Below are 13012 nucleotides of genomic sequence, written 5' to 3'. Positions count from 1 at the left end.
TTGCATGCGGTGCGCGAGGTGCTTGCTTACAGCTTCTGCTGCTGCATGAAGCGGTCGAACGTGCCTTCCGTGTAGCGGAACCAGGCATTCTGGTCGGCCAGGAATTTCGACCAGTCGCCGTAGATCTTCTTCCACTCGGGGTTGGTGTTGTTCAGGTCCGAGTAGATCTGCTGGGCCGACTTGAAGGCGGCGTTCATCACGTCCTGCGAGAACGGGCGCAGCTTGGTGCCCGAGCCCACGAGCTGCTTCAGCGCGATCGGGTTCTTGGAGTCGTACTTGGCCGTCATCGTGATGTTGGCGTGCGCAGCGGCCGCCTCGACGATGGCCTTGTACTCGGCCGACAGGCCTTCCCATGCCTTGGTGTTGATGTAGAAGTCGAGCTCAGGGCCGCCTTCCCACCAGCCGGGGTAGTAGTAGAACGGGGCGATCTTGTTGAAGCCGAGCTTCTGGTCGTCATACGGGCCGACCCATTCGAGGCCGTCCAGCGTGCCCTTTTCGAGCGCCGGGTACAGGTCGGCACCGGGGATCGATTGCGGGATCACGCCGAAGGGTTCGAGCACCTTGCCCGCGAACGGGTTGGTGCGGAACTTCAGGCCCTTCAGGTCGGCGACCGACTTGATTTCCTTGCGGAACCAGCCGCCCATCTGCGCGCCCGTGTTGCCGCCCGGCAGGTTGATGATGTTGTACTTGGCGTAGAACGCGCGCATCAGCTTCAGGCCGTTGCCTTCGTACATCCAGGCGTTCTGCTGGCGGGTGTTCATGCCGAAGGGCACTGCGCAGCCCAGGCAGAAGGTCGGGTCCTTGCCGTAGAAGTAGTACGGGGCCGTGTGGGCCATTTCAACCGAGGCGTTCTGCACGCCGTCGACCACGCCGAATGCGGGCATCAGCTCGCCGCCGGCATGAACGGAAATCTGGAACTTGCCGCCCGTCATGTCGCTGACGCTCTTCGAGAACACCTCTGCGGTGCCGAAGATGGTGTCCAGCGACTTGGGAAAACTCGACGCCAGGCGCCAGCGAACGGTGGCTTGGGCGTGAACCGCGGGTGCGATGCCGGCAGCCAGAACGCCCGCGATGCCGGCGTTTTTGATGAGGGAACGACGATCCATTGATAGCTCTCCGAGTTCTTGGAAAAACAAAACGCGGCTTGTGACCGCGTTGGGGACTTTTGTCTAAGTCCGGACGATTGTAAAAACGCGCTTACAGCCGCCGGCAGGGGTTTACCCTGCGCTCGAAACGAAGCGCTCGCGGATCGATGCCTCGATGCCGATCGCGTCCAGTCCGATCGACGCCAGCAGCTTGGCCGGATCGCCGTGTTCGATGAAGCGGTCTGGCAGGCCAAGCTGCAGCACCGGCTTCTGCACGTTGGCAGCCTGCAGTGCTTCGAGCACCGCACTGCCCGCGCCACCCATGATGGCGCCCTCTTCCAGCGTGACGATGGCATCGTGCGTGCCCGCAACCTTCAGCAGCAGCTCGACGTCGAGCGGCTTGGCCCAGCGCATGTTGACCACCGTGGCATCGAGCGACTCGGCAGCATTGAGCGCGGGGTACAGCAGCGTGCCGAACGCGAGGATGGCAATGCGCTTGCCTTCGCGGCGGATCTCGCCCTTGCCGAAGGGCAAGGATTCGAGCGTGAGGTGCGGCGTGACGCCTGCGCCCGAGCCGCGCGGATAGCGCACGGCCACCGGGTGGTTCTGCTCGTAGGCGCTCGACAGCAGCTGGCGGCACTCGCGCTCGTCGGCCGGGCAGGCCACGCTCATGTTCGGAATGCAGCGCAGGAACGGAATGTCGTACGCACCCGCGTGCGTGGCACCGTCAGCGCCCACGAGGCCCGCACGGTCGAGCGCGAACACCACCGGCAGGTTCTGGATCGCCACGTCGTGGATCAACTGGTCGTACGCGCGCTGCAGGAAGGTCGAGTAGATCGCGACCACCGGCTTCAGCCCCTCGCATGCCAGGCCGGCCGCGAAGGTCACGGCGTGCTGCTCGGCGATGCCGACGTCGTAGTAGCGATCAGGAAAGCGCTTCTCGAATTCAACGAGGCCCGAGCCTTCGCGCATCGCAGGCGTGATGCCCACGAGGCGGCCGTCGTGCGCAGCGGTGTCGCACAGCCACTGGCCGAACACCTGCGTGAAGGTCTGCTTTGCAACCGCGGCGGGCTTGACCAGCCCCACCTGCGGATCGAACTTGCCGGGTCCGTGATAGGCCACCGGATCGGCCTCGGCCATCTTGTAGCCCTGCCCCTTCTTCGTGACCACGTGCAGGAACTGCGGGCCTTCGAGGTGCTTGAGGTTCTCGAGCGTGGGCACCAGCGAGTCGATGTCGTGGCCGTCGATCGGGCCCACGTAGTTGAAGCCGAACTGCTCGAACAGCGTGGCCGGCACGACCATGCCCTTGGCATGTTGCTCCAGGCGCTTGGCCAGCTCGAACAGCGGCGGCGCGTTGCGCAGCATGCTCTTGCCGACATTCTTGGCTGCGGCGTAGAAGTTGCCGCTCATCAGCTGCGCGAGGTAGCGGTTGAGCGCGCCCACCGGCGGGCTGATCGACATGTCGTTGTCGTTCAGGATCACGAGCAGCTTGCAGTCGCACACGCCCGCGTTGTTCAGCGCCTCGAAGGCCATGCCGGCCGTGAGCGCGCCGTCGCCGATGATGGCCACGGTGTGGCGGTCTTCGCCCTTCTGCTTGGCTGCCATGGCCATGCCGAGCGCGGCCGAGATGCTGGTCGACGAGTGCGCGGTGCCGAAGGTGTCGTACTCACTCTCGCTGCGCTGCGGAAAGCCCGAGATCCCGCCGATCTGCCGCAGCGTGGGCATGCGCTCGCGCCGGCCCGTGAGGATCTTGTGCGGGTAGGTCTGGTGGCCCACGTCCCACACCAGGCGGTCGTGCGGCGTGTTGAACACGTGGTGCAGCGCGACCGTGAGTTCGACCGTGCCGAGGTTGGAACTCAGGTGGCCGCCGGTGCGCGAAACGTTGTCGAGCACGCAGGCGCGTACCTCGTCGGACAGCTGGCGCAATTGCGCCCGGTCGTATTTACGGATCGGCGAGGGGTCGTGAAGTGTGGGAAGCAGCGGAGCCATGTGGGGGTTGTTCTTTTCTCTCAGCGGTCGCGGTCGACCACCATGTGGGCCAGCGCGCGCAGTGCGGCGGTGTCGGCCAGGCCGCTGCGCTCCAGGGCGGCGAGCGCATCGGCCAGCAGCTGGCGGGCCTGGGCGCGCGCGCCGTCGAGGCCGAGCAGCGACACATAGGTGGGCTTGTCGGCCGCGGCGTCCTTGCCGGCGGTCTTGCCCAGGGTCTGCGAATCGGCCGTGACGTCGAGGATGTCGTCGACCACCTGGAACGCGAGGCCGATGGCGGCGCCGTAGTCGCGCAGCGCGGCGAGTGCCGTGGGAGTGACCGAACCGCAGGCGGCGCCCATCTCGACGCTGCCCTGCAGCAGCGCGCCGGTCTTCAGGCGGTGCATTTCGCGCAGCTGCGCCTCGTTGAGCGCAATGCCGACGCTGGCCAGGTCGATGGCCTGGCCGCCGGCCATGCCCTGGCTGCCCGCGGCGCGCGCGAGCAGGCGGCACAGCAGGGCTTGGGTGGAGACGGGAATCTCGTCGCCATCAGGCGTGAGCAGCTCGAAGGCCAGGGCCTGCAGCGCGTCGCCGGCCAGCAGGGCATCGGCCTCGCCGAATTTCACGTGCACGGTGGGCTTGCCGCGGCGCAGCACGTCGTTGTCCATGCACGGCAGGTCGTCGTGCACCAGCGAATAGGCGTGAATCAGTTCGGTGGCGCAGGCCGCACGCAGGGCGGCGGCCCGGTTGCCGCCAACGGCCTCGCTGGCGGCCAGCACCAGCAGGGGCCGCAGTCGCTTGCCGCCGTCGAGCACGGCATAGCGCATGGCGTCGCCCAGCAGCACGGGGGCGTCGACGCCGACCCAACGCGACAGCGCCGCTTCGACATTCGCCAGGTGGGGGTCGCTCCAGCCGGCAAGCGTGCGGGCGTCCCAATGGCTGGAATTCAGCGCGGCGGCGCTCATTCAGGCGTCCAGACCTTCAGGCTGCCCGAATCGAGCACCTTGATCTGGTCTTCGACCGCCTGCAGCTTGTCGCGGCAGAAGGCGAGCAGCGCCGCGCCGCGCTGGTAGCTGACTAGCAGCTGGTCGAGGGGCAACTGGCCCGATTCGAGTTCCGCCACCAGTTGCTCCAGTTCCTGGAGCCCGGCTTCGTAACTGGCAGGCAGCGGGCCCGTATCGGGCGTTGCCGCCGGGCTGGACGAGGAAGGGGGGGGCACCTTGGGCATGCAAGCGAAACGTGGGTGAAATCGGGCATTTTAGGACTGGGATCGAAACAACTGGCGACCGCCGCCGGCCTGGGTGAAAAGCCGGGGGCACAAAAATGCCCCCCGGGTACAATGCGAACTTCTCTCGTTGACGACGTCAACACCCTCTCCGGGCCGCCGACCCTTCCTGGCGGCGCCTTCCGTTCTTTTCTTTTTTTCTCCCTGTGGGGAGCTTGGTCAGGTCCTCCATGTCTGATTTAAGTCTTCAACTGCAGCAGGCCGCGAGCCAACTTCCAGTTTCCGCGTATTTCGACGAGGCGCTCTACGCCCGCGAAATGCAAAACCTTTTCGCGCGAGGGCCCCGCTATGTCGGCCATCGCCTGGCCGTGCCCGAAATGGGCGACTTCCACACCCTGCCGCAGGAGCATCAGGGCCGTGCGCTGGTCCATACGCCCAAGGGCGTAGAGCTGATTTCCAACGTCTGCCGCCACCGCCAGGCCCTGATCCTGCAGGGCCGGGGCCAGCTCGACAACCAGGCCGGCGGCAACATCGTGTGCCCGCTGCACCGCTGGACCTATGCCGCGAGCGATTCGCGCACCACCGGCACGCTGATCGGTGCCCCGCATTTCGAGCAGGACCCCTGCCTGAACCTGCACAACTACCCGCTCACCGAGTGGAACGGCCTTCTGTTCGAGAAGAACGCAGACGGCTCGGGCCCCGACGTGGCGGCCGACATGGCCGGCCTCGGCCCGCAGGCCGACCTGGACTTCAGCGGCTACGCGCTCGACCGCGTCGAGCTGCACGAGTGCAACTACAACTGGAAGACCTTCATCGAGGTCTACCTCGAGGACTACCACGTCGGCCCGTTCCACCCGGGCCTGGGCAGCTTCGTCACCTGCGACGACCTGCGCTGGGAGTTCAAGCCCCACTATTCGGTGCAAACGGTAGGCGTGGCCAACCGCCTGGGCCGCGCCGGCAGTCCGGTCTACCAGAAGTGGCAGGAGCAGCTGCTCAAGTACCGCGACGGCAAGCCGCCGAAGTACGGCGCCATCTGGCTCACTTACTACCCGCACGTGATGGTCGAGTGGTATCCGCACGTGCTCACGGTGTCGACGCTGCACCCCGTGAGCCCGACGAAGACGCTCAACATGGTCGAGTTCTTCTACCCCGAGGAAATCGTCGCCTTCGAGCGCGAGTTCGTCGAGGCCCAGCAGGCTGCCTACATGGAAACCTGCGTGGAAGACGACGAAATCGCCGAGCGCATGGACGCCGGCCGCCGCGCGCTGATGCTGCGCGGCGACAACGAGACCGGCCCCTACCAGAGCCCGATGGAAGACGGCATGCAGCAGTTCCACGAGTGGTACAAGGCCGCGATGCAGAAACCAGCCTGAGACTGGCCCGCCCCGCATTCGCCGGGGCACTCTTTTCCTTACCTTAGAGTCGAAACGATGCAAGCGCTGTGGATGGTGCTGGGGGCCTTTTTGTTCGCCACGATGAGCGTGGTCGTGAAAGTCGCCTCGGAGTGGTTCAACAGCGGTGAGATGGTCTTGGGCCGCGGCCTCATCGGCATCGTCTTCCTCTGGCTGCTGGCCCGCAATCGCGGCGTCTCGCTCGCCACGCGCTACCCCGGCATGCACGCCTGGCGCAGCACCATCGGCGTGCTGTCGCTGGGCGCCTGGTTCTATGCCATCGCCCACCTGCCGCTGGCCACGGCCGTCACCCTCAACTACATGAGCAGCGTGTGGGTCGCGGCCTTCCTGGTCGGCGGCTCGCTGCTGGCCTGGGTGCCGGTGCCCGGGCGCGACGGCCGCGTGGAGCGCCCGCCGCTGCAGGGCACGCTGGTGCTGACCGTTCTCGCCGGCTTCGTGGGCGTGGTGCTGATGCTCAAGCCCAGCGTCAACGGCAGCGAGGGTTTCGCGGGCATGCTGGGCCTGCTGTCGGGCCTCACGGCCGCGTTTGCCTACATGCAGGTGATGGCGCTGTCGCGCATCGGTGAACCCGAGCTGCGCACGGTGTTCTATTTCGCGGTCGGCTCGGCCGTGGCCGGAGCCTTCGCCACGGCGGCCACCGGGTTTTCGGACGGTGGCGCCTGGACCTGGCAGCATGCGCTGTGGCTGCTGCCCATCGGATTGCTGGCCGCCCTCGGACAACTCTGCATGACCCGCGCCTACGCCACCGCCAAGACCCAGGCCGGCACACTGGTGGTGGCCAACCTGCAATATTCGGGCATCGTGTTCGCGGCGTTCTACAGCGTGGTGCTGTTCAACGACCGCATCGATGCCACTGGCTGGGCGGGCATGGCCCTTATCATCGCCAGCGGCATTGCTGCAACCGTGTTGCGACAACGGGCGGTGCCCAAGGCGCCGGCCGAGGAACATTGACTCTTTCTGCATTGACCTGACCAGAGAAGGACACACACCATGTACACCACCCTCATCAGCGTCGAGCAACTCCGCAAGCTGCAATCGACGGACACGCCTCTCATGGTGTTCGACTGCACCTTCGACCTCATGAAGCCCGAGAGCGGCGCGCAGCAATACGCGGCCGCGCACATTCCGGGAGCGCTGTACGCCAACCTCGACACCGACCTCAGCGCGAAGCACGGCGCCCCCGGCGCGCACGGCGAGGTGGTCGTGGCGCAGGAAGACGGCCTGCCCGCCTCGGGCGGACGCCACCCGCTGCCCAGCCGCGAGAAGTTCGCTGCATGGCTCTCGGGCATCGGCTTTGCCAACGACATGCAGGCCGTGGTGTACGACCGCAACGGCGCCAACTACTGCGGCCGCCTGTGGTGGATGCTCAAGTGGATGGGCCACGACGCCGTGGCCGTGCTCGACGGCGGCCTGCAGGCCTGGCAGGCAGCAGGCGGCGAAGTCACCAGCCGCGAAGAGCCCGCGCGCTTCCAGTCGAACTTCGTCATGAGCGAGCCCATTGCGAAGCTCGTCACCACCGACACCGTGGTGCGCCGGCTCGGCCAGCCTGACCAGAACCTGATCGACGCACGCGCCGGTGCACGTTACCGTGGCGAGGTGGAACCTCTGGACCCGATTGCCGGTCACATCCCCGGGGCCCTCAACCGGCCTTTCGCCGAGAACCTCGGCCCCGACGGCAAATTCAAGCCGGCATCGCAATTGCGTGCCGAGTTCGAAGCGCTGCTCGCGGGACGCGACGCGGCGACAGTCGTCCACCAGTGCGGCAGCGGCGTAAGCGCCGTGCCCAATCTGCTCGCCATGCAGATCGCGGGATTCGGGACGACCGCGCTCTATGCCGGCAGCTGGAGCGAATGGAGCAACACGCCGGGGCTGCCGACCCGGCAAGGCGCTGAACCATGACATTGACGACGACGAATCGACGTTCCCGAAGCCTTGGCCGCAACACCGGCCTCGCCATCGCCGCCGCCCTCCTCGCGGCCGCACCGTTCCTCACCGCACAGGCCCAGCAGCAGCACGCCCACGTGCACGGCCAGCTCAAGCTCGACGTGGCCATCGATGGCCCCACAGTGGTGATCGACATGGAGTCGCCGCTCGACAACATCGTCGGCTTCGAACGCGCACCCAAGACCGACGCCGAGAAGAAGCTCGTCGAAGAAGCAGTCGCCCAACTGCGCGCGGCCGACAAGCTCTTCATCGTCGACCCGGCTGCCAACTGCAAGCTGGGCCCGGTCGACCTGCGCTCCGGCGCGCTGGGCCTGGGCAACCCCGACCCGAGCGAGCCCGTTGGCCATGCCGACCTCGACGCCACTTTCTCCTTCAATTGCACCAACGCGGCAGCCGCGAAGTTCATCGACCTGAACCTGTTCAGCGTGTTCAAGGGCCTGCGCCAGATCGACTCGCAGATTGCCACGGCACAAGGCCAGTTCAAGCGCCAGCTCAAGCGTCCGGCCGGTGCGCAAGCCGCCCAGCCCGCCCGACTGAGCTGGGGCAAGTAACACTGTGAGCACCCATCCCGAGGCAGAGTCGTCGCCCTTGCGCGTCGTGCTCGCCGCCGAAGCACTGCGCTTCGCATGGCCCGGCGTGAAAACGCCGTGCATCGACATCGAAGCCTTTCGTATCACCGCAGGCGAATCGGTGTTCCTGCACGGCCCGAGCGGCTGCGGCAAGAGCACGCTGTTGTCTCTGCTGGCCGGCGTGCTGGTGGCCGACGAAGGCCGCGTCACGCTGCTGGGTCACGACTGGTCCAAGCTCTCGGGCGCCTCGCGCGACCGCAGCCGCGTGGCGCACGTGGGCTACATCTTTCAGCAGTTCAACCTGCTGCCGTACCTGAGCGTGATCGACAACGTGCTGCTGCCCTGCCGCTTCTCGCAGCGGCGCGAGGCGAATGCGTCGCGCAACGGCAGTTCGCGCGACGAGGCCGAGCACCTGCTTCACCAGATGGGCCTGGACCGCAACCTGTGGAAGCGCCAGGCACTGCAGTTGTCCGTCGGCCAGCAGCAGCGCGTGGCCGCGGCGCGCGCACTCATCGGCCAACCCGAAGTGGTGATTGCCGACGAGCCCACTTCGGCACTCGACGAAGACCGCCGCGAAGCCTTTCTCGACGTGCTGCTGACGGCCTGCGCCGAGAACCACAGCGCGCTCGTGTTCGTGAGCCATGACCAGCGCATCGCGCAGCGCTTTGTGCGGCACGTGCTGCTGCCCGAGATCAACCGCGCCGCCACCAGCGCAATGGCGGTGGATGCATGAAAGCACTTTTCTCGATTGCCTGGCGCAGCGCCTGGAACCGGCGCTTCACGCTCGCGCTGACGGTGTTCTCGATCGCGCTGTCGACCTTTCTTCTTCTGGGTGTGGAACGCATCCGCACCGACCTGCGCGAGAACTTCGCATCCTCCGTCTCGGGCACCGACCTGATCGTGGGCGCGCGCACCGGCTCCACGCAGCTGCTGCTGTATTCGGTGTTCCGCATCGGCGCGGCCACCAACAACATCTCATGGAAGAGCGTGCAGGCGCTGTCCGAGCACCCGGGCGTCGACTGGGTGGTGCCGCTGTCGCTCGGCGATTCGCATCGCGGCTTCGCGGTGCTGGCTACCTCTACCGACTACTTCACGCACTTTCGCTACGGCGACAAGCAGACGCTGAAGCTGCGCGAGGGCAAGCCCTTCAGTGAGCTGTTCGATGCGGTGGTCGGCGCCGAAGTGGCCGACAAGCTCGGCTACCACGTGGGCCAGAAGATCACGCTCGCGCACGGCAGCGGCGAGCTCAACGTGGCCGAGCATGCGGACAAGCCCTTCACCGTGGTCGGCGTGCTCGCGCGCACCGGCACGCCGGTCGACCGCACGGTGCACATCGGCCTCGCGGCCATGGAAGCCATCCACCTCGAATGGGTGGGCGGCGCGCCGATGCCGGGCGTGCACATTCCGGCCGAGCAGGTGCGCAAGTTCGACCTCACGCCCAAGAACGTGACGGCCGCGCTGGTGGGCCTGAAGAACCGCGCCGCCGTGTTCGGCGTGCAGCGGTGGATATCGACCTACACCGGCGAGCCGCTGATGGCCATCCTGCCCGGCGTGGCACTCGACGAACTGTGGAGCGTGATCGGCATCGGCGAGAACGCATTGCTGCTGATGTCTGCGCTGGTCGCGCTGGTGAGCCTTGCGGGGCTGGTGTCTGTGGTGATGGCCGGCCTCAACGAACGACGCCGCGAACTCGCCGTGTTGCGCGCCGTGGGCGCGGGCCTGCGCCACGTGCTGGCGCTGCTCGCGCTCGAAGGCGCGATGGTCACCGTGCTGGGCGTGGCCTTCGGCGTGGTGATGGCGGTGCTCGGCATCGCCCTGCTCTCGCCATGGCTGCAGGCACAGTTCGGGCTGACATTGAGCCTTTCAGAACCTACACTGAACGAATGGTTGCTCATGGCAAGCCTGCTGGTCGCTGGATGGCTGGCAAGCCTCTTGCCTGGCATCCGCGCCTACCGACTCTCCCTTGCCGACGGCCTCTCACCGAGGATTTGAACCATGCCCATTGCACACACGACGTCCAAGAGCAAAGCTTTCATCCGGCTTTCAATGCTGATCGCCGGTGCCGGCCTCACTGCCGCCGCCTGGGCCGCCGAGCCCGCGCCCAAGGACACCACCGCCACCAACCCATTGGGTGGCAAGGCTGCGGCACCCGCCGCAGCCAAGGCCACACCGGGCCAGCCGCGCCAGATCACCTGGGAAGAACTGGTGCCCAAGGACTGGGACCCGGCCAAGGAGTTCAAGGGCATGGACCTTAGCGCGCTCGACGATGGCGACCCGCGCGCCAACGAGCTGCTCATGAAGATGCAGGAGGTGTCGAACAACGCGCCGACCAACCCCGCGATGAACGGCACCGAAGTCAAGATTCCGGGCTTCATCGTGCCGCTCGAAGAGGCCAAGGGCGAGGTCACCGAGTTCCTGCTGGTGCCCTACTTCGGCGCCTGCATCCACACGCCGCCGCCGCCCGCCAACCAGATCCTGCACGTGGTGCCGCAGAAGGGTGCCAAGTTCCGCGCCATGGACACCGTGTGGGTCACCGGCAAGCTGCAGACCCTGCGCAATGATTCGATGATGGGTGTGAGCGGCTACCACGTGAGCGCCACCAGCGTCACCAAGTACACGGGCGGCGCCAAGTAGCAGCAACGCAGCAGCAGCGCGGGAGGTAACGACCTCCCGGCCGTGTGGTTCTGCGCCGACAGGTTTGACGGCGCACCACCGACACAGACCGTTGCATCCACGGCGCAGGCTTTGTCATCGCCTGTTGCCGCGCACCGTTGAAAGAGTTCCGGGCACGACGCCGGCGTTCTCATGGAACTCCAGATGACAACAAATCTCCCCCTCGCCCCGCGGCTGCTGACGATCTCGCTGTGCATCGGCGCTCTCGTCCTTGCAGGATGCGACAAGACCCCCAGCACGCCTGCTGCCGTACCCACTGCCACCACTGACCCGGCGACCACCATGCCCGCGCCCTCGGTGCCGCAGACGCCGGCCCCTGCCGCAGCCCCGGTGCAAGCTGCCTACACGCCACCCTCCGCCGAGCAGCTCTATCAGATGGTCGCGCCCATCGCGCTCTACCCCGACAAGCTGGTGGCCCAGATCCTGGCCGGCGCCACCTACCCCGAGCAGATCACCGCCGCGCACGAATGGCTCGCGCAGAACCGCAACCTCAAGGCCGGCCCGCTGTCCGACGCGGCCAACCAGCAGCCCTGGGACCCGAGCGTGAAGTCGCTCACCGCATTCCGCCCCGTCGTCGACCAGATGGCCGGCAACATTCCGTGGACAGAGGCACTCGGGCAGGCCTACTACAACGACCCGGCCGACGTGATGAACGCGATCCAGGTCATGCGCCAGCGTGCAGCGAAGGCGGGCCGCCTCAAGAACAACGACAGGCTGCGCGTGGCCAGTGCCGCGCCGCCGCAGAACTACGCGCCCTCGCCGGACATGCAACCCATGTACGCAGGCCCCGCGATGATCGAGCCGCCGCCGCAGTTCATCACCATCGAGCCGGTGCAACCCGACGTGGTGTACGTGCCGGCTTACGACCCGCAGGTCATCTACGGCGAGCCGCAGCCGATCTATCCCGGCTATGCCTACGCACCGCCGGTCGAGGTGGTGACGCGGGGCTACAGCGGCGGCCAGGTTGCGGCTGCCGGTGCGCTCGCGTTCGGAGCCGGCGTGATCGTGGGCGCCGCGCTGGAACGGCACGACTGGGGCTGGCACTCATGGAACATGAACTGGGGCGCGCCGCGCGGGCGTGATCGCGACCGTGGCCCCGCCGTGCAGCCGGCCTTCGCGCGACCGGCCGTGGTCTACAACAACAGCACCTACATCTCCCGCTCAACCACGGTGGTCAACAACAACGTGCGCAATGTCTACAACAACAATGGCGGACCGCGCGGCGTGCTGCCGCCAGGGGCACCGCCCAACTTCGCGGCGGGCCCGGGCCCTGCGCAACAGCAGCAACAGGCACTGTTCGCGCAGCAACAACAGCAACGCCAAGAGCAGCAACAGGCGGCACTTGCGCAACAACAACAGCAGCAACAGGTCCGCCAACAGCAAGCCCTGATGCAGCAACAGCAGGCGCAGCAACAAGCCCAGCAACGTTCGCAGCAGCAGACCCAGCAGTTGCAAGCACAACAGCAACAACAGCAGGCGCGCGAGCAACAGCAGCAGGCACGCCAGGCCCGGCTCCAGCAGCAGCAACAGCAACAGCAACAACAGGACCCTGCGCGCCGCCAGCAAGCCCAGCCAGTGCAGCAGGCACAGCTGGCGCAACAGCAGGCGCAGCAACAGCAGCGCCAACAGCAGCAGGCGGTGCAGGAACAGCAACGCCAGCAACAACAGCGCCAGCAACAGGCCCAGCAAGAGCAGTCGCGCCGCCAGCAGATGCAGCAGGCGCAGCAACAGGCCCGCGCACAACAGCAGGCCCAACAACAGCAACAGCAGGTCCAGCGCCAACAAGCGCAACAGCAGCAGGCCCAGAACCAGGCCCGGCAACAGCAGCAAGCCCAGCAGGAGCAGCTACGCCGCCAGCAGCAAGCGCAACAACAGGCACAGCAGCAAGCCGCGCGCGCTCAACAGCAACAGGCGATGCAACAACAGCAGCAGCAACGTCAGCAGCAGATGCAGCAACAGCAAGCCCGCGCCCAGCAACAGGCGCAGCAGCAACAACAGCAGATCCAGCGCCAGCAGCAACAGCACCAACAGCAGGCCCAGCAGCAACAACGCGCGGCCGCCGCAGCAGCGGTCGCGGCGCGGCGCCCACCCGGCCGGCCCGGCGAGCCCGGACAGCAACAGCAGTAACGCGCCTGCGCC

Annotated in this window: 12 protein-coding genes; 8 read left to right on the top strand and 4 right to left on the bottom strand. The window is 66.7% G+C overall.

Features of this window, described 5'->3' with window-relative positions; all coding sequences use genetic code 11:
• Positions 1-26: 26 nt before the first annotated feature.
• From ACSFBF_RS22310 to xseB, 4 genes are all read right to left on the bottom strand, one after another.
• The gene (locus ACSFBF_RS22310) at positions 27-1106 is read right to left on the bottom strand and encodes a TRAP transporter substrate-binding protein (RefSeq protein ID WP_093049979.1); all 1080 of its coding nucleotides are present in this window, start codon (positions 1104-1106) and stop codon (positions 27-29) included.
• Between the two features lie 111 nt (positions 1107-1217).
• Complete coding sequence (gene dxs / locus ACSFBF_RS22305; protein WP_435470748.1) at positions 1218-3074, bottom strand: 1-deoxy-D-xylulose-5-phosphate synthase; 1857 nt, start codon at positions 3072-3074, stop codon at positions 1218-1220.
• A 20-nt stretch (positions 3075-3094) separates the two neighbouring features.
• Positions 3095-4015, bottom strand: a complete 921-nt coding sequence (locus ACSFBF_RS22300; protein ID WP_435470746.1) for a polyprenyl synthetase family protein — start codon at positions 4013-4015, stop codon at positions 3095-3097.
• A complete protein-coding gene (gene xseB, locus ACSFBF_RS22295; RefSeq protein WP_007829283.1) occupies positions 4012-4278 on the bottom strand; it encodes an exodeoxyribonuclease VII small subunit in 267 nt (88 codons plus the stop codon). The genes ACSFBF_RS22300 and xseB overlap by 4 nt, the downstream gene beginning before the upstream one ends.
• Positions 4279-4505: 227 nt before the next feature.
• Here xseB and ACSFBF_RS22290 point away from each other — a divergent pair, with 227 nt between their 5' ends.
• From ACSFBF_RS22290 to ACSFBF_RS22255, 8 genes are all read left to right on the top strand, one after another.
• Positions 4506-5648, top strand: coding sequence for an aromatic ring-hydroxylating oxygenase subunit alpha (locus ACSFBF_RS22290; protein ID WP_093049970.1), 1143 nt, complete (start codon positions 4506-4508; stop codon positions 5646-5648).
• A 57-nt stretch (positions 5649-5705) separates the two neighbouring features.
• Entirely contained in the window at positions 5706-6638 is a 933-nt protein-coding gene (locus ACSFBF_RS22285; protein ID WP_435470744.1) for a DMT family transporter, read from the top strand.
• Between the two features lie 39 nt (positions 6639-6677).
• Positions 6678-7586, top strand: a complete 909-nt coding sequence (locus ACSFBF_RS22280; RefSeq protein ID WP_435470742.1) for a sulfurtransferase — start codon at positions 6678-6680, stop codon at positions 7584-7586.
• On the top strand, positions 7583-8182 hold the full coding sequence (locus ACSFBF_RS22275) for a DUF2796 domain-containing protein (RefSeq protein WP_435470740.1): 600 nt from the start codon (positions 7583-7585) through the stop codon (positions 8180-8182). The genes ACSFBF_RS22280 and ACSFBF_RS22275 overlap by 4 nt, the downstream gene beginning before the upstream one ends.
• Before the next feature lie 4 nt (positions 8183-8186).
• Positions 8187-8933: an ABC transporter ATP-binding protein gene (locus tag ACSFBF_RS22270; protein WP_435470738.1), complete on the top strand. Its 747-nt coding sequence runs from the start codon at positions 8187-8189 to the stop codon at positions 8931-8933.
• Positions 8930-10192, top strand: a complete 1263-nt coding sequence (locus ACSFBF_RS22265) for an ABC transporter permease (protein WP_435470736.1) — start codon at positions 8930-8932, stop codon at positions 10190-10192. The genes ACSFBF_RS22270 and ACSFBF_RS22265 overlap by 4 nt, the downstream gene beginning before the upstream one ends.
• A gap of 3 nt (positions 10193-10195) precedes the next feature.
• Complete coding sequence (locus ACSFBF_RS22260) at positions 10196-10834, top strand: DUF3299 domain-containing protein (RefSeq protein WP_435470734.1); 639 nt, start codon at positions 10196-10198, stop codon at positions 10832-10834.
• A gap of 183 nt (positions 10835-11017) precedes the next feature.
• Positions 11018-13000, top strand: coding sequence for a DUF3300 domain-containing protein (locus tag ACSFBF_RS22255; RefSeq protein ID WP_435470732.1), 1983 nt, complete (start codon positions 11018-11020; stop codon positions 12998-13000).
• Positions 13001-13012: the final 12 nt, after the last annotated feature.

The organism is Variovorax nivicola, from assembly GCF_051216475.1.
Lineage (GTDB): Bacteria > Pseudomonadota > Gammaproteobacteria > Burkholderiales > Burkholderiaceae_C > Variovorax.
Note: the sequence above shows the minus strand (reverse complement) of the source record. Positions and strands in the feature narration are given on the sequence as shown.